Origin of the sequence: Metabacillus sp. Hm71 (genome assembly GCF_051842955.2) — a bacterium.
In the GTDB taxonomy this organism is placed as follows: Bacteria; Bacillota; Bacilli; order Bacillales; family Bacillaceae; genus Metabacillus.
Window position 1 is genome coordinate 5683703 of record NZ_CM200278.1, and the last position, 16783, is coordinate 5700485.

Sequence of the window (16783 nt, forward strand, 5' to 3'; positions counted from 1 at the left end):
TATTATTAAATATTTTCCAATCAAATGCAACAAAAGTTTTATTTTCTGATAGAATTTTACATAAATTTTTAGTTTAATAATCCTATGTTACTAAGTATTACATGGAATAGGAGGGTCATAGACACATGAAAAAGTTCTTATTTTTCACATTACTCGGTGTAACAATTGTAATATTCGTGTTTTTCAATCTAAAGGAAGATGAAAAAGTCCCGATTGGTAACTTAAGAGAACTAGCTCAAAAAGAGGGATTTTATATAGGAACAGCTATTAGTTTAAGCCCATTAATAAATGATCCAAATTATGAGGAAGTATTGAGTGAAGAATTTAATATCGTAACCATAGAAAATGAAATGAAATTTAGCTCTATACATCCTGGAAAAAATAGTTTCGATTTTTCTAAGTCTGATAAATTAGTAAGATATGCTATCGATAACAATCAAAAGGTAAGAGGACATACACTTGTTTGGCACAAAAGTATTCCTGATTGGTTAGAACATGGTGATTTTACTAAAGAAGAAATGAAAAAAATCTTAAAGGAACATATTCAAACTGTGGTTAGCCGTTATAAAGATAAAGTATATGCTTGGGATGTTGTAAACGAGGCATTGAATGATGATGGTACATTAAGGGATTCTATTTGGTTAAGGACAATTGGACCAGAGTATATTCGTTTAGCTTATTACTGGGCGCATGAAGCTGATCCTGACGCATTGTTATTTTATAACGATTATGGAATTGCTGGCATTAATCCTAAATCAGATGCTCTATATTCAATGTTAAAAGATTTTAAAGAAGACGGTGTTCCAATTTCTGGTGTGGGCTATCAGATGCACACAAGGATAGGACAAGATATAAATCTTAGAAAAGTAAAAAAGAGTATGGATCGGCTTAATAAAATAGATATCCAAACACACATTACAGAATTAGATATAGGGATTGTCGACAGAGGTTCAATGAATTATAGGTTAAATAAGCAATCAAAAATGTACTCAAATATATTGAGTATCTGTTTGAAAACTGAATCTTGTACTGCGCTAGTAGTGTGGGGATTTACAGATAAATATACCTGGAGAAGGGAAGAAGAAAAACCGTTAATATTCGATAGTAATTTTGAGCCAAAAGATTCGTATTGGTCACTGTTAAAGATATTCGTAAAGTACAGTAAACAAACTAAACAATAAATTGTTTTTCAGAAGTCATCCTAAAGATGGCTTTTTATTTTGCCTTTAAGGAGGCGAGAACAAATAAAGGCAAGGAAATAATCAAGGAATGTAGGATTTTTCTAGACATATCTAATATTAAAGGTTTATGTTCTCTAGCAGTAAAATTAGCATCAGCTATTTAAGCAACGTATACGGTATAAGTAATTTGCCTTGGGATTATATTTATTGGTAGTAGTAATTAACTGGATTCTAGAAAGCAACATATATTGTCAGGTTAATTTATTACACACTTAAAGTATGAAACAAATTCTTCAAGAGCTATATAGGAAAAGCGGATACTAAATTTAGTTCTGCTTTTATCCAATTTCTCTTTCTTTCAATTTATAGATGATCTGGAATCATCCATCAGGTTCATTACGTTATGTACTTGTTTTAGCTTCTGTTTATGTGTCTCTAGAGATTTTTTTACCGCCTCGGCCTCTGACAATTCAGCCCCTTGAGGCTTTCGGCTTTCTAGTTTCTTGATTTTAGTTGCTTTTGCGTGTGCCGGGTAGGAGGTCTCCACGACTTCATAGGTTGCTTGAACCCTGTCGCCAATTTCAACTGAATGTGGGTCATATGTGAACCAAATGGCATCATGCATCGTCTTTACCCCCTCTATTTTTCTTGGATTCGGGTTAACGACCAGAATATTGCCGTTTTCTTTTTTAAATACATAGCCCTCGATTTCTTTTGGTTTGATCTCATCAAACCAAGGCTTAGCTGCTTCTTCGACTAAATCCTGATTGAGGTTGTTCACTTGTTGTCAAGGAAGTTTGTTTATTTGAACCGCACGCCAGTACAAAAAAGGTGAGACTTAAAAACATCAATAAAAGCATTGTTTTTTTCAAAAGACTCTCTCCTTTGCAAGAAATTGACATCATTACTAAATTAGACGACCTAGGTATGAAAGGGTTTCAGAAAAAATACTGGACTTTAAGCATGGTTAAAAAAGTCGAAATTTGGAGGAATTTGCCCTTGTTTAGTAGAGGTTACCTATACTATAATTTAAAGCGCTTACCTATAATGCACAGTTTTACCCATAAAATAGAAGAGAAGGGGCTAAGTTTCATGGCAAAATCAATGTGGATGACTCCTGAGGAGATCGAGAGGACAAAGAAGCGAAATAAACTGATCTTAATGATTGCTGTACCAGCGGTGACGATTCTTCTAAGTGCGAGCTTAACGCTATTGATGCATTAATTGATCACATAAGTACATACTTACCTTGTTTGCATAATTGATTTGGTGTCTTTATTTTGCACTTATATTTTTTAAAACATTCATCAAAAGTTAATAAGCAAACAACAAAAGCGACCTTGTCTTCTAAATGAGAATCACAAGGTCGCTTTATTCTTTCCTTTTTACCATTCCGTGTTTTCCTTTCAGTTTAGACCGTTTTCTCCTTAGACTCTTCTCCAACCGTAGCAGATACTTGACTGACTAAATAATTCAGGTAGGAATGCAATTCAAAGCGTTCACCCTTTATAAAATCCGTTAAATCAAGCTTCTTCTCTTTTGCCATTTTTCCTCTCTCCTTTCTTCTTATCTCCATGATTACCAAACTAGTAAATTCTTATACTTAAAAACGATCAATTTTTAATTTTTTTAGTGAAGTTCGTTTAATGCCTTTGTCAAGCGCAGGAACTCTTCCTTGTTTCGCTCCTGTAGCGACTGGTCAATTCCTTTGTGCAGCTGCTCTTTTTGAAAATCGCGTATTGCTTTGTCGACGATCAGCTCTGCAGCTAGAGCGTCAAACATTTCCTTTGTCTGTTTGTTCATCGTATTAAGTGAATTCTTATCCATCCCGACATCCACTCCTTGTTTTTTATCTCTTTCTAACTTATATAGCCATCCTCTTCCTGCCTTAAACCTGAAAACTTGTCACTTTACCTAACGAGATGGTGCTGCCTGTTTCTTTTATTTTAAGAAATTTGGAAGGATCTTACCTTGTTCTTGTTACGTAAGATGACGTTCTTTCTGGGTGTTTGAAAAAGACACCCAATAATCAGGTGCCTTCACTTTAAATACACATCCAAATTCATTCCGTTAACATGGCTTTTCCAAATCTTTTTGTCAATTTTCTTCGCCTCTTTAAATTCATCGATGAAAATGAGGTCTGCCCCTAATAAGGCATTTAATTCGATTTGAGTATGTTCTTTTTTCTCGATATGGTCAGCATAATGGAAGATGACCGTGACTTTGCCTGAGTTGCCTTTTGCTCCCATCGTTATCGCCTCCTTTTGCTTGTGAAGTCTTCTTAGTTTTTGCCACTCTTTATCGTTTTATTACCTTTTGCATATAGTCATAAAGACACAAAAAGCAGATATAAACTTTTAAAATTTTAGGTTAAATTTTACCAATTTGTATAAAAACTATATACATTGAAAGCGTTTTCAAATATAATAAGGACAAGCTTAAAGTAATCTACCTTAAAAGATGAAGGAGTGCTGATCATGGAACAACAAGGAAATGTGTTTAACGGAATTATGTGGGGGATGTTGCTTAGTATTCCATTGTGGATGGCCTTCTTTCTAGTCGTAAAAAGCTTTTTATAAAATTTAGATCGTACAAATATATTCAACCCATTCTTTCCCTTGTTTGCCTGATGGAACAAGGGGTAAGAATGGGTTTTTGTTATAATATCAGAATTTATATATTTTCTTAACATAGCTTGCGTTTCTGAATCTAGCTCTAGGCGCCATCGGCTCTAGGGTCTAGTCAAACAGGAATTGAAGGTAAAGAACACCTTCTATTCCTGTTCGCCTTATGCTTGTCGCCGAATGCTAAGCGCCTTGCGCTTTTTTTATTTATGCCATCTGCTTTCCTTCATTTTTTCTGCTGTGTTGAAATATGGCTTAACAGATGTATGTCCGATCGCATAAAAGCCGTTTTCCGGGTCCCAAATTGAATACGCGTTTAAGCTTTCGGCAAAATCCTCATGATATTTTCCGGGAACCTTATAGATTCCTTCATACTCGAGGTTTTGATGCTCTTGGACAGGTAGATAAAAGGTTCCGGATATGTCCTGCTCTTCCTCCAGGAATTCCTTTAATGCATAGCCTGAGGCAGCATGGTCATGATGCGGGTCATTGTAAGACAGGGCATGATGGCTTGCAGCCGGATACCGCTCATTCATTTCCTTCATAATCTCTTTGACCTCATCCTTTTGGATATCACCGTCAGGCAGCTGGTACACATGAACATCTTCATCAGCCACACCTAAGGCTTTCACTGATTTTTTAAATTCCTTTACCCGCGCTGCTGCGAATTCGTCTCTTGATATCGTTGGCAGCCCTTTATCGGTTAGTTTTTGATTGACTTTCTCAAAGGCTCCGCTCGCCTTCCCCTCTGATAATAAAACAATAACAATTTTATCGCCGCGTACTCGATGTTCCAAAATGGACGGTCCTAAGCTTAACACCTCATCATCGGCATGTGGCGAGTAAAAGACCGCCGTTTGCTTTTCAGTGCAGCCCGCTGCGATCGCCAATAAACATGTTGAAAGTAAGACAAAAAGAATTCTCATTGAAATCCTCCATTTTCAATTGATACCAATTATGATAGCATTTTTTTGTATATCACTTACCACTCGTTCTACAAGCTAGTGTATAATTTCCTAGGAAAGAATAAAAGGATTTGAGAGGAAACCGTAATGGAACAATCGCAACAAAAGCCTATTAAAAAAAGAATTTATTCCCTTGATATGGCACGGGGATTGATTGTCGTGTTATCCGTGTTTTTAAGCACCATTCCCTCTGGGGGTTATGAGTATTTACGTCATGCAGGGTGGTACGGCCTGACGATCATTGATCTCATTTTGCCTGCCTTTATCACGATTTTTGGGACAAGCATGGCCATCGCTTATCAAAAAGGTGTCGTATGGGAAAAAATCATCAAACGAACGATACGCCTTATTGTATATGGCATCATTTTTACGATGATCGTCACCTGGAGCCTCGATTTTTCCACGCTCAGGCTCACCGGAGTGTTACAAATGTTTGCCCTGTTAGGGATTGCTACGGTGACGATTACAAAGTTTATCAAATCGCCAATCAAATTAGTATTGATCGCCTGCTTTATTCTTTTTGTCTATGGAACCGCTATGCTCTCAACAAGCCAGTCATGTGAAGGCGGCCTTCCACAGCCAACCTGTAACCTTTCAGGACTTATTGATGAGAAGGTGTTTGGCGAAAACCATATGTATGCCCAAGGAGAAAGGGGCTTTGATCCAGAAGGACTTGTGACAAGCTTTGCCGCATTAGCGAATGTCCTGTTCGGTTATGCGATCGGACGCTTAATCTTGACGAAAAAAGAGAGCGGCGGCTGGAAGGAAATCTTGTTGTTGGGTGTGTTGCTCGTGATCCTCGCCCTGCTTGTCCATCAAGTGCTCCCCTTTAATAAAAGAATGTGGATGCCATCGTTCGCTTTAATCTCTGCTGGTGTAACGGCCTTTTTAATTTCAGGCTTTTATTTGCTTGCCGACTATCGGAAACATATCGATGCCAAAAAGACAGCGCTTGGACCGCTTGTTACATTTTTGGAAGCCTTTGGCCGCAACAGCTTTTTAATTTACTTCGGAAAGTTCATTATTGCTTCGGTAATGACACATATCACACTTGCAACAACGAAAGGACAGCAACCCTTGTCAGCCCTATTGCTGCAATGGATTGAATCCTTTAGTCCTCTGCCGCAATTAACCTATGCGTTGTTGATGCTGCTGTTTTGGACGGTCGTTGCGCTTACGCTGCATAAGAAGAAAGTGTATGTGAAGGTGTAAATTCATAAAAAATTCCAACAAATTCCTCCTGAATGTGGTATACTAAAGATAACTTTTATGAACGGAGGGATTATGGATGTTGGTTCTTATTCCGAATTGTGCCACTAAATTCAATAGTGCTCATTAGCTCCCAGTTGGTGGGGGAAACGGGATAGGTCTGTCAATCTAATAATCCAAATTACTATCAAAAAACAGACGTCTTCGTCTGTTTTTTGTTGTTTAAAAATGAATCATTCCCATTCTCCTCAGCCAACGTGGGCAGCTAGTGAGATTTTAATGGAAATTTACGTAACTGAGGAGTGATAATATGAGCAAAACAACAAATCAGATCTTAGAACTTACAGAGAAGCACGGCTTACAGGTAGATGCTGATACCTTTGTCTTTAACGAGTCTGGCCTTGATTTTCAGGTGGTCTTTGCAAAGGATCGGCAGCAACATGAATGGGTTCTAAGAATTCCCCGTCGGGAGGATGTCATTCCGCGGACAAAACCAGAGAAGCTAACGCTGGATCTTGTCAATGCGAACGTTAACTTCGAAGCCCCGAATTGGTCGATCTACACGGATGAGCTGATCGCCTACCGAAAATTAACTGGCACCCCTGCAGGAACGATCAACCATGAAACACAGTCCTATATGTGGGAAATCGATGAAAACAATGTACCCGAGAATTTTCACCGTACACTAGGAGAAATGTTGGCATCCTTGCACCGTATTCCTCATAAAAAAGTAAAAGAGATTGGCTTGGAGGTGCAATCACCAGCAGACATAAGACAATCAATGAAGAGTCGGATGGCTGCCGTTAAAGAAAGGTTTGGAGTAGGGGAGTCACTATGGAACAGGTGGCAAGCCTGGGTCAACAATGAGGAGATGTGGCCAAAGCAAACCGCAATGATCCATGGAGATATTCATGCCGGTCATACACTAATCGATCATGAGGCGAATGTAACCGGCTTAATTGATTGGACAGAAGGCAAGGTTGCTGACCCATCGATTGATTTTGTGTTCCATTACCGCGCGTTTGGAGAATCGGGCCTAGAATCTCTCATCCATACCTACAACGAGGCTGGAGGATATGTTTGGCCATTGATGAAGGAGCATATCATTGAATTGAATGCCGCATACCCGGTAGCCATTGCTGAATTTGCTATTTTATCCGGGCTTAAGGAATATGAAGAGATGGCTAGACAGACGCTTGAGGTGGAATAAGTCTAATAAAGAGTGCATTTCCAGAATCGGAATTGCATTCTTTTTAATGTTGATGTATGGATAATATGTTTGGAGCCTCTTAATTAGGAGGATCAGGTACTTTTCACTAATCAAAAAGTGAGTCAATTCATTGACTGTGATGATACAATTCTTAAGAACCACCCCTTAAACCATATACATATGGTCATTTTTTCCCCCTTTAAAATGTGATTTAGTAACTAGAAGTTGTATATGGCATCTCTCTTTACTTTAAAGTAAAATCAAACTATTAACTGGAATTATTTAGTTATAATGGTTATTTGTTACACTTAAAGGGGGGTTAAATGTGACTTATTCTTTAATTAGATTTATATATGCCTTGTTTACTTGGGTATTTATCCTTTCAGAAACACTTTTCTTTAAATTAAATAAAAATGAACAAATTGATGATCGAACATTTTTTTCAGCTTTAACTCTATTTATTTTTCCTTTCTTTCTAGATTACATTAAAATCTACTTATCTTTTGATGGGAAATCCCAAAACAAAACTCCATTTTATGTAAACCTTTCGTTTTTTGTTACTTGTGTAGGAGTAGCATTTGGTCTTGGTGGTTTATTTAGTAATGTCTTAAATGTTCATCCCACTAACAAGACTGTCATTTTTTTGAACTCCCTCCTATTCCATCATGGATTATTTGGTTTTTTACAAGTATTTGGGTGTGGTTATCTTTATATGATTTAATCCATGAGACCAATAAGATTCGTAAAAATAATCAAGAACCAGATTTAGTTAAAACTCACAAAGTAATACATGATCCTCAATGCGAGGAGGTGGGTGATTATCAAGATAAATCTATCGAGAAAAGCTATGGAATTTCTATATCATTTACTTCAAAAAGGAAAAACAACCTTATACCACATCCAAAGCAATCTGATCATTCAAAGAAACTCCTTTATAAACAAGGAGTTTTTCCTTTTTAGAGAATATCAAATGATAGATAACAAGTTTTTTATCATTGCTTGTTGATAATTTATTTTCCTGTTTCTCCACATGTAAGAGTCTTCAAACTAATTTTTATCTTTTATATCTAACTATTCCCAATTAAATGTTATAATGTATGTGAAATATATCACAAATATATTATGGTGTTCTATTAACAGTAAGATGTTGAATAGCAGTATATCTGCCATTCTATCATCCTAGCTTCATCCATATGTTACGTTTTAACCGAGGTGATCCAAATGAAACCGAAGCCAATCTATGTCGAAATTCCCATTCAAGCCAATATTGATGAGGTATGGCAGATGACGCAAACCCCTGAACTCCATGAGCAATGGGATTTGCGTTTTTCTTCCATTACCTATTTACCGAAAGAATCCGAGGCTGATCCCCAAGAATTTTTATATGAAACGAAAATAGGTCTGGGCCTCAAAGTGGCCGGCTGGGGAAAAAGCATCGGGACACACCATAAGAAGGATGGCTCGAAAACTTCCTCACTGCATTTTGGTACTGACCAGAAAATATCACCGATTCGTGAAGGGAAAGGATATTGGCGCTACATTCCAGCAGATAATGGGATCATTTTTCTTACGCAATATGACTATGAGGTGCGCTATGGTGCCCTTGGACGGCTGATGGATCTTCTTTTTCGTCCGCTTATGGGGTGGGCAACTGCGCTTAGCTTTGATGTGCTGAAACGATGGATTGAAAAAGGTGAATCACCACGGGCACAATACATACGTTTTTCTAGTAACATCCTTATCACCATGTTGTTTTTCTTTGTTTGGCTGTATCATGGGCTGGTGCCGAAGCTGATTGCCCGGCATCCTGAGGAAATCTCCATGCTTTCGCAATTGGCTGCATTTGAAAGAACTGCTGCTGAAAAAGCCGTAAGCGCTGTCGGGATTCTCGAGATCCTTTTTGCAGTCGTTTGGCTCCTTTACCGTAAGAAAAGGCATTTACTTAGGCTGCAGTTGCTGATCTTTCCGATCTTAACCATTAGCGCCTTATTAGCTGATCCTTCAATCTCGTTACACCCGTTTAATCCTGTTACATTGAATGCCAGCCTTTGGGTGCTTTCGTTGCTTGGTCTCTTGTTGGCAAAGGATGTGCCCACGGCAGCAAGCTGCAAGCGTACGAGAAAGGGTGGTGCATCGTGACAATCTATCGCGACCTTTTAGGGGAAGATTTCCAAAGGCTTCACCCGATGCTGCAAGCACGTTATGCCTTGCCCATTGACCAGCCGTTTTTTGCCGTTGGCACGATGGCAAAGATTGAAACAGGGGCTGCTTGGTTAACACCTTTTTTATCGATAGCGACCCGCTGGAATTTTCTTTTTCCCGAAAGCGGTGAGAATGTGCCGTTTTCCATTAAAAATACGTGCAGGCTCTTGCCAACCGGTGAAGCGGAAATCTATTGGGAGCGGAAATTTTACTTTGAAAAGGTGACAAGGCATTTCCATGCGTTTATGACCATTGATAAAAAGCGCAAGGTTGTGAAGGATTATTTAGGAGAGCCGAGGTTATTTTATTCGGATTTATCATTTACAGTGACACCTGATGGGCGCATGCGCATCCACTCAGGTGCACAGCGTCTGTTGATCGGCAAGCATGAGCTTCCAATCCCGGCTATGTTCCAAGGAAATGTAACGGTTGAGGAAGGGTATGATGAGGTGCGGAAAGCATATACGATTCAAGTTGATATTCAAAACCGTTTGCTAGGAAGGTTGATGAGGTATGAAGGCGAATTTAAAGAGCAGTCTTATTAGTCCAATTACTATTGCAGGGCTTCTTTTCTTCTTAGGAAGTACAATTTTGACAGACCAGCCCTACCTGCTGATGCTGACAGCTGCACAACTGATCTTCGTGCCCATCATGCTCCAGCTGCTCTTGGAGACAAAGCGATACACCGTTCTCATTCATTGGATGGCGATGCTCGCCGTTTTCTTATTATTTACTGTCACATCAAGTACAGGGCAGATCATTCTCGCTTTTCTATATTTGCTCTTTACTTGTTATGTTGCCTTTAGAGGTGCACAGCGCTTCTTTCAGCGTGGTTTTACCAATTGGGCAGAGATCTCAATTGATATCGGGATGATGTATTTATTTATCGGAGGATTATGGTTCTTTGCTTATATAGCGGGTATCGATACGGGCTTTAGTCTGCTCATCACTTGGTTAACAGCGATCCATTTTCATTACTCGGCGTTTTTATTGCCGGTTTCGCTTGGACTATTTGGCCGGCTGCATGATTCTGCCTTGTATCGGGTGATTGTCTCAATCATTTTGGCAGGCCCGATGCTCGTCGCGATTGGCATCACCTTTTCGCCGATCCTTGAGGTTCTTTCAGTCTTGTTGTATATTTTTGCGATTTATAGCTTTATCATTCTTGCTTTTCGCACTCGTTTTGCTTCACAGCTGCAGGGAGTGCTTATTCGCCTTTCCTACTGTGCCCTAGGCATCACGATCTTATTTTCCATGCTTTATGCGGCAGGCAATGCATTTGGCGTTTGGTCTATTAGCATGGATGTTATGCTCACATTTCATGGCTTTCTCAACTGTGTTGTGTTTGGCTTGGCAGGTGTCATTGGCTGGGTGCTGGCACCACCGGCAACGAAGCATGGAGAGTGGAATTTCCCAGTTAGCCAGCTTCGCGGGAGATTAAAAGATTCTGGCAAACCATATGCCGGGCTTGTTGATCATTTACATGAATTCGTTGACACAAAGGCGCTGCCAAAAACCATCGTGGATTTTTATGAACAAACAAATCAGTATCAATTATTGGCTTCTGTAAAATGGGCTGTCTGGTTTAAACCATTTGCTTTTTGCTACAAATTGATCAGCTCACAGGTTCAGCAACTAAATCTGCCGCTCACCAGCAAGTGGACGGAAATGACCTTTACCTTGCGAGCTGTTGATCCTCTGTTGGACGGAAGACAAAGGCCGCGCGCTTGGGTACGTCAAGTGAACAACAAAACCGTTTTTACAGCGATTTATTCACAGCATGAATCAGCGGCCAGAACGTATATGAATATCGCACTTCCTCTTCCGGGTTCATCGATGATCGGAATCCTGCAGCTTGACGTGGTAGGCGATTCTCTTATTCTATCAAGCAAGGGAAACGGAGACGCAGGTATTTATTTGGCAGTTGGCCGCTCTCTATTCAAGTTGCCATTATGTGAGTACTTTTTACTTCAAGAGACAAGCGAAGGATTTCTCACAGCCAAGCACAAGATGCGGATTTTTGGTATTCCGTTTTTGCAAATTGATTATTCAATTCGTCCAAAGAAGGAGCGTACATACAGTTAGACTTTCTTGATTATTCCGAGATTGGGCACTATTTCTATTATATAGTACTTTAGGTTCGGGGAATTTTTCCTTAAAAAAGGATCTTTTTCTATTTAAATCCATTTGATTATTTGATATAAATAAATAGTACTATATTAATAGACTCGGGGGAATGAGATGCGCAAGTTTACTAAGATCGCACTAGCAATTGTCGTTCTATTTTCACTCTTATTGCAAATTAACATCCAAGCAAGTGCAGCAAGCGAACCTTATGTAACAGTTGAATTACGGAATTATATCGGAAATAAAAATGCTTTACATATTAACCTATCAGGTACATACACAACAGGAAATAGTGCGAATGACCTTTTAATTAAAGGGCTTACGAGCATGACGTTAAAATTGGAAAACGGAAAAGTAGCGGTCTATGACCAAACGAATAAACGTGGAGATGTAACAGGAAACCTTCACCTTATCCCTTCAAATGCAGCCAATACGGTTCAAATTGTCAGTACAACCGCTGAGACTTCAAGAAGATATCACGGCTCGTTTGAATTTAAGATCGAATCTAGTAAATATATTCGTCCGTATAATAGAATTTTGTTAGAAGAGTATATCAAGGGTGTTGTCCCGCGAGAAGCGCTTGCTGGCTGGCATGAAGAAGCGTTAAAAGCTCAATCTATTGCGGCAAGAACCTATGTTGCCAAAAAAGGCTACCAAGTAAATGATACCCAAGGGAATCAGGTTTATGGCGGAATTGAGGAAAGCCACTACCGGGACGAAATCTCAGATGTTGTTGAAGCAACTAGAGGCCAAGTATTAAAGTATGGCGGGTCCCTTATTGATGCTGTGTTTACCTCAAGCAATGGAGGTTATACAGAGTCGAATCAAGGAGCATGGGGGTACCAAGCGGTTCCATACTTACCAGCTAAACTAGATGGATATGATCCTAAACAACGCTGGAATATCGAAATCCAGGAAGACCAAATTTCATTACAAGGCTATGATCTGAAAAAGCCTGAAACGTGGTGGAGTAGTGTTCAGGAAAAAGATGCGATCGTCAGAAGCAATGTAAAGACTTGGGTTAAACAACAACTAGGTCTTGGCTCTACATCAGATATTAAAATTTTATCGATTGAAGAATTCACCATCGATCCGGCAAGAACAGCCGGCAAACGAATTATAAGCGGTGCTGCCCAGATCACCTATATTCAGAAAAACAGTTCTGGATTTGTGAAGGATGCAGCAGGAAATATCAAACAAATGACGTATCAAAATCCTGACTTAACGGCAAATCAAATTCGTGCCATTTTTGGATCAATGAACATGAAGAGCTTGCTCGTTGATACCATTGCATCGCCTACGTCTACAGATATTCAGCGAGTAAGCGGTGCAGAGAGGATTGCAACATCCGTAGAGGTTTCGAAACAGCTTTATCCAAGCGGCTTCCCTGCAAGCCATGCTTACAAAACCGTTTTTATCGCAACAAGCAAACAGTATGCCGATGCTTTATCTGCTGGTCCGCTAGCAAGTCAATTTGGCCATGCGCCAATCCTGCTAACAGATGCAACGAATTTGAGCAGTTCTGTTGTTCAAGAGATTCAAAGATTAAAAGCAACGAAGGTTTATATTATTGGCGGTAAAACAGCCGTATCAGATCAAGTCATGGCACAGATAGATAATATAAGCAGCGTAAATCAAGTATCGCGTATTAGCGGGCCAACCCGTTATGAAACGAATGCAGCCATTAATAAGATGTTAACAAATGTCCAAGGTCTCTTTGTGGCATCAGGAGAAAACTTTGCTGATGCATTGGCCGGCTCTTCTGTTGCGGCCATCAATAAATATGCGATTGTGTTAACGAAGAAGGATGAATTACCTAAAGTAAGTAAAGACTTTGTTTCTGCACACGCTAGTAAGTCCAGCTTTGTTTTAGGTGGAGGTAATGCAGTCTCAAATACTGTATTTAACCAAGTGAGAGGCATCAATCCTGCCACGACAAGATTATCTGGTACTGACCGCTACGAAACATTGGCAAAAATCCTGGAACGATTCAAACAATCCTTCACTGGATCTGAAGTCCTCTATTCAACAGGACTTAACTTCCCGGATGCGTTAACAAGCTCATCATTAGCCGGAGCGAAAAAAGCGCCGCTCATCCTTGTAGGTGCAGAACTAAGCGACACCCTTCAACCTTTCTTAACAGGTTACAAGGATCAAGTTGAGAAAATTTCGGTTCTTGGCGGAACCGGCGCAGTTTCCCAAGCAAAAATCGAGCAATTAAAGGATGCGTTAAATGTCATTACCACCCTTCATTTAAGCGGAACTGGTTTCGGCCATGGCGTTGGCATGAGCCAATGGGGTGCCCAAGCCCGTGCAGTCGCTGGACAAAGCTATCAGACCATTTTAGATTTCTATTATCCAAATACAGATTTGGTCACATTATATTAATCGTTTTTAACAAAAAGGCTGCCGCATCATTTAAAGATGCGGCAGCTTTTTTACATGCTTTTTATTTGGTCATTTACTCAAACAATGCATTAACAGCACTGTCAGGAAGCGCTTTTTGTCCACCAACGATAATATATTCTTCAGCCAAATCACCGTATTGTTGGATGATTGATTTTGTTGAAGTCTTTGGACTGTTAGGGTCTGTTAGGATCACGCCATTATACCATCCTGCTGCCACCGCAGATGCTGAAAGCGCATCTGGATAGTTTTGACCAGTTGCGATAAATGGATAATCCATATCGAGAAGGCCCGCTTCAGCAAAGAATGAAATAATCTCGCTGTTTGTTTCATAACGGTCCTTTCCGCTAATTCTCTCAGGATACGGCAAATCTGCCATAACACTGTTGGAAATAACCCCTGTTCCGCCCACGACTAACGAACCTTCAATTGAATCTTCTGTATTAATATAGGTTGCAACCGATGAAGGAAGCGAATCTTTCTTTGTTAAAAGGATCGGTGTTTCAATGATTGCTGCAATTGGCGCAATTGAAAGTGCATCAGCAAAGCTTTGTCCCGCTGCAACCACAATCCCATCAGATGCTCCTAATTTCTCTGCAATTTTAACTGATGTTTCATAGCGATCCTTCCCACTAATTCTAATAACCTGAGTGATTCCCAACTCATTAAGCTGTTTTACTACATTTGCTGAAATAACTGAAGCTCCGCCAATAAGGTACACCTTGCTTACCCCTAAGCGATCCAATTCCTCTGCTACACTAGCAGGCAAAGAGTCTGTTTGTGTCAACAGCAATGGCGCATTATATTTGTATGCCAAAGGAGTTGCACTAAGAGCATCTGGAAAATCGCGGCCCGTTGCAAGAACGGCTACATCAGACGTTTCCCAGCCCTCATAAGATAGATTTGCCGATGTTTCATAACGATCCGCCCCGGAAATACGGTATGTAGCAGGCTCCTCTGCTGCAAATGCTTGTCCAAACGGCAGGCCAAGCGTTAACAATAATGATAAAGCAATTGATTTTTTCATAAAATCCCCCTAAAAATATTTATGTAAATCTATTAGATTATACATCCGAGAATGATAAATTGTTAGTCCGTTTTTCCCATATAATGGTAATTTAAAGGGACAAATTTTTCGACATTTTCCACCAAATAGACTACTAATAAAAAAGGGACAGGGCTGTCCGAAAAGTCCTTTACATATAAAAAGAATCCATTTAGAAATCGATCGAAATGGATTCTCAAGGATGGATTATAAAAAGTAAAAAACGGCGGAAATAAAGATCCCTGTAATTAACATAATAATCAACCCATAGCCCATGATATCTTTTGCTTTTAAACCCGCAATGGCTAGAGCTGGCAAGGCATAAAACGGTTGAATCATATTTGTCCAAGCATCTCCCCAGGCAACAGCCATTGCTGTTTTTGGTAACGAAACGCCCAATGTTTGCGCAGCCTCTAGCATAACAGGTGCCTGAACAGCCCATTGTCCCCCGCCTGAAGGTACGAAAAAGTTGACAAGACCTGCACTCCATAACGTAAACATGTGAAAGGTATTTTCATTCGAAATAGAGATAAATGCGTTCGATAAGATCCCAGCCAGCCCTGAAGCCGTTACGATTCCCATTAACCCTGCGTAAAATGGAAACTGAATAATGATTCCGCTTGCACTTTTGACGGAACCGGCAATTGCTTCTAGAAACAGCTTTGGTGTTTTGTGCAAGATGATGCCAATAAAGAGAAAGAGAAAATTAACGATATTAAGATTAATCGCAAATCCGTTCGTCGCGATATAATAGCCTAAAAAAGCAAGACCTAATAAACCAATCAATAAGGATAGAAGCTTACTGTTTTCCAAACGATCGGCAGGTGTCATGTCAATCGCCTCAACGGTACTTGCTTGCAGATCATCTGCTTCTTCTAATAGTTTACGATCGATTATAAAAGCTTGTTCTTTTGGCGGAATCATGAATCGGTTAATAATTGGCACTAAAATCACTAACCCAATGACAACAATGAGGTTGAATGGTGAAAACAGCGTTTCACTTGTTGGAACAACCCCTATGAGCTTTTCTGTAAAATGACCCGGTGTAGCAATCGTTAAGGCTACGGAAGAAGAAAGTCCCCCGCTCCAGATAATAAATCCACTATAAGCGCTTGCAATTAACAAGCGATAGTCGACACCCTCTACCTTTTTCGCGATTTCTTTTGCAAACAACGCGCCAATGATGAGACCAAATCCCCAGTTGATCCAGCAGGCAATGAGCGCGACAAGCGTGACAAGGATAATCGCTTGACCTGGCGACTTTGGCACATTGGCTAAGCTTCCTAATAACTTTTTAAAAAATGGACTACTTGCCATCACATGTCCTGTGACAACAATTAACACCATTTGCATCGAAAACTCCAACAGATTCCAGAAACCGTCACCCCAATATCCCAGAATTTGAACAGGCGTGCTATCTGTCAAAAAAACAGCCAGACCGATGACAAAAAACGTAAGTACAATGACAAGCAAAAACGGGTCAGGCATATACCTTTGCATCAATTTGTTTGAAAATGAAATCATCGCCTTCAAAGCATTCTCCCCCTATTGTTAGTGCGAACATTTTATCGTTAAAAATCTCACCCATATCTTTAATAACCGCTATTTGTAAAGACCAAGGTCATGAATGGCCACTCATTCATAAATACCTGTGATAACTTTTTAAAAGAGATTAACCGCAAAATGGGATAGCGCTTACAAAAAGCTTCAAGTAAGACACATTGGATCTTAATCCCCCAATTAACTTCTTAGCATCAATTGAATCTTGAAATAGCGGCCTTAATGTTCGTTATTCATCTATCTACTAATTTAAA

At 39.7% G+C, this 16783-nt stretch carries 16 protein-coding genes; 9 read left to right on the forward strand and 7 right to left on the reverse strand.

What is annotated here, in order from left to right:
* Positions 1-125: 125 nt before the first annotated feature.
* Positions 126-1181 (forward strand): endo-1,4-beta-xylanase, encoded by a 1056-nt coding sequence (locus ACSVDH_RS27880; protein WP_439250790.1) that lies wholly within the window; start codon positions 126-128, stop codon positions 1179-1181.
* 358 nt (positions 1182-1539) lie between these two features.
* Here the strand turns inward: ACSVDH_RS27880 and ACSVDH_RS27885 are convergent, their stop codons facing one another.
* Positions 1540-1962, reverse strand: coding sequence for a DUF3221 domain-containing protein (locus ACSVDH_RS27885; RefSeq protein WP_439250791.1), 423 nt, complete (start codon positions 1960-1962; stop codon positions 1540-1542).
* Positions 1963-2273: 311 nt separating this feature from the next.
* Here ACSVDH_RS27885 and ACSVDH_RS27890 point away from each other — a divergent pair, with 311 nt between their 5' ends.
* Positions 2274-2405, forward strand: a complete 132-nt coding sequence (locus ACSVDH_RS27890; protein WP_439250792.1) for a hypothetical protein — start codon at positions 2274-2276, stop codon at positions 2403-2405.
* Positions 2406-2592: 187 nt separating this feature from the next.
* Here the strand turns inward: ACSVDH_RS27890 and ACSVDH_RS27895 are convergent, their stop codons facing one another.
* The 4 genes from ACSVDH_RS27895 to ACSVDH_RS27910 all read right to left on the reverse strand — a co-directional run bounded on the left by ACSVDH_RS27895 (position 2593) and on the right by ACSVDH_RS27910 (position 4731).
* Positions 2593-2727 carry a hypothetical protein gene (locus tag ACSVDH_RS27895; RefSeq protein ID WP_439250793.1) on the reverse strand — a complete coding sequence of 45 codons (135 nt, stop codon included), beginning with the start codon at positions 2725-2727 and terminating at the stop codon, positions 2593-2595.
* A gap of 83 nt (positions 2728-2810) precedes the next feature.
* Entirely contained in the window at positions 2811-3008 is a 198-nt protein-coding gene (locus ACSVDH_RS27900; RefSeq protein ID WP_439250794.1) for an IDEAL domain-containing protein, read from the reverse strand.
* Positions 3009-3220: 212 nt separating this feature from the next.
* Entirely contained in the window at positions 3221-3430 is a 210-nt protein-coding gene (locus ACSVDH_RS27905; RefSeq protein WP_439250795.1) for a hypothetical protein, read from the reverse strand.
* A 578-nt stretch (positions 3431-4008) separates the two neighbouring features.
* Complete coding sequence (locus ACSVDH_RS27910; RefSeq protein ID WP_439250796.1) at positions 4009-4731, reverse strand: PIG-L family deacetylase; 723 nt, start codon at positions 4729-4731, stop codon at positions 4009-4011.
* A gap of 126 nt (positions 4732-4857) precedes the next feature.
* Here ACSVDH_RS27910 and ACSVDH_RS27915 point away from each other — a divergent pair, with 126 nt between their 5' ends.
* The 7 genes from ACSVDH_RS27915 to ACSVDH_RS27945 all read left to right on the forward strand — a co-directional run bounded on the left by ACSVDH_RS27915 (position 4858) and on the right by ACSVDH_RS27945 (position 13906).
* Entirely contained in the window at positions 4858-5982 is a 1125-nt protein-coding gene (locus ACSVDH_RS27915; RefSeq protein WP_439250797.1) for a heparan-alpha-glucosaminide N-acetyltransferase domain-containing protein, read from the forward strand.
* A 307-nt stretch (positions 5983-6289) separates the two neighbouring features.
* Positions 6290-7189 (forward strand): macrolide 2'-phosphotransferase, encoded by a 900-nt coding sequence (locus ACSVDH_RS27920; protein WP_439250798.1) that lies wholly within the window; start codon positions 6290-6292, stop codon positions 7187-7189.
* 325 nt (positions 7190-7514) lie between these two features.
* Positions 7515-7910 carry a hypothetical protein gene (locus tag ACSVDH_RS27925; protein ID WP_439250799.1) on the forward strand — a complete coding sequence of 132 codons (396 nt, stop codon included), beginning with the start codon at positions 7515-7517 and terminating at the stop codon, positions 7908-7910.
* Positions 7911-8410: 500 nt separating this feature from the next.
* The gene (locus ACSVDH_RS27930) at positions 8411-9328 is read left to right on the forward strand and encodes a DoxX-like family protein (RefSeq protein WP_439250800.1); all 918 of its coding nucleotides are present in this window, start codon (positions 8411-8413) and stop codon (positions 9326-9328) included.
* On the forward strand, positions 9325-9936 hold the full coding sequence (locus ACSVDH_RS27935; protein ID WP_439250801.1) for a DUF4166 domain-containing protein: 612 nt from the start codon (positions 9325-9327) through the stop codon (positions 9934-9936). Before ACSVDH_RS27930 ends, ACSVDH_RS27935 begins: the two co-directional genes overlap by 4 nt.
* Entirely contained in the window at positions 9905-11476 is a 1572-nt protein-coding gene (locus ACSVDH_RS27940) for a YndJ family protein (protein WP_439250802.1), read from the forward strand. The genes ACSVDH_RS27935 and ACSVDH_RS27940 overlap by 32 nt, the downstream gene beginning before the upstream one ends.
* A gap of 156 nt (positions 11477-11632) precedes the next feature.
* Entirely contained in the window at positions 11633-13906 is a 2274-nt protein-coding gene (locus ACSVDH_RS27945; protein ID WP_439250803.1) for a SpoIID/LytB domain-containing protein, read from the forward strand.
* A gap of 73 nt (positions 13907-13979) precedes the next feature.
* Here the strand turns inward: ACSVDH_RS27945 and ACSVDH_RS27950 are convergent, their stop codons facing one another.
* Both ACSVDH_RS27950 and ACSVDH_RS27955 read right to left on the reverse strand, forming a co-directional pair.
* On the reverse strand, positions 13980-14951 hold the full coding sequence (locus ACSVDH_RS27950) for a cell wall-binding repeat-containing protein (RefSeq protein ID WP_439250804.1): 972 nt from the start codon (positions 14949-14951) through the stop codon (positions 13980-13982).
* Between the two features lie 225 nt (positions 14952-15176).
* On the reverse strand, positions 15177-16502 hold the full coding sequence (locus ACSVDH_RS27955; RefSeq protein ID WP_439250805.1) for a short-chain fatty acid transporter: 1326 nt from the start codon (positions 16500-16502) through the stop codon (positions 15177-15179).
* Positions 16503-16783 lie beyond the last annotated feature (281 nt).